Source organism: Rhodoferax sp. UBA5149 (genome assembly GCF_002413825.1).
In the GTDB taxonomy this organism is placed as follows: domain Bacteria; phylum Pseudomonadota; class Gammaproteobacteria; order Burkholderiales; family Burkholderiaceae_C; genus Rhodoferax.
Map to the genome: position 1 here is coordinate 58,582 of NZ_DHXT01000097.1, position 615 is coordinate 59,196.

General features: G+C 71.1%; 1 pseudogene. It reads left to right on the forward strand.

The annotated features are described in order from the left end of the window. Window positions 1-615: pseudogene (locus tag B3V69_RS08575) on the forward strand (carbamoyltransferase HypF); the annotation flags it as partial.

A 615-nucleotide genomic window follows, 5' to 3' on the forward strand; every position in this document is an offset into this window, starting at 1 on the left:
GACATGGCGCGCCCGGTGATCGGCATCGCGCTGGATGGCGTGGGCCTGGGCACGGATGGCGTGGCTTGGGGCGGCGAAGTGCTGCTGGTCGATGGCGCCCGCTGTGCGCGTGTCGGGCACCTGAGCCCCTTGGCCTTGCCCGGCGGCGATGTGGCCGCGCGCGAACCCTGGCGCATGGCGGCGGCTGCGCTGCACGCGTGTGGGATGGCAGAGCAGATCGTGCCGCGCTTCGCCCCGACCGTGGGCGCGCAAGCGGCACACACCATCCACACCATGCTGCAGCGCGGCCTGAACTGCCCGCAGACCACGGCCGCCGGGCGCTGGTTTGACGCGGTGGCCGGTTTGCTGAGTTTGAGCGTGCGCCAGGAATTTGAGGCGCAAGCGGCCATAGCGCTGGAGCAGGCAGCGGCGCGCTACCTGCAGTCCCACACCCTGGACGTCCGCGCCAGCGATTGGGCAGTGACACCAGACGGCCAGATCGATGTGCGCCCCCTGCTGCGCTCCACGCTGATCACCACCGACCGGCACAACCCCGCCGCAGTGGATGAAGCCGCCGCGCTCTTTCACCTGACCCTGGCCGACGCCCTGTGCGCCCACGCAGTAGCCCAAGCGCAC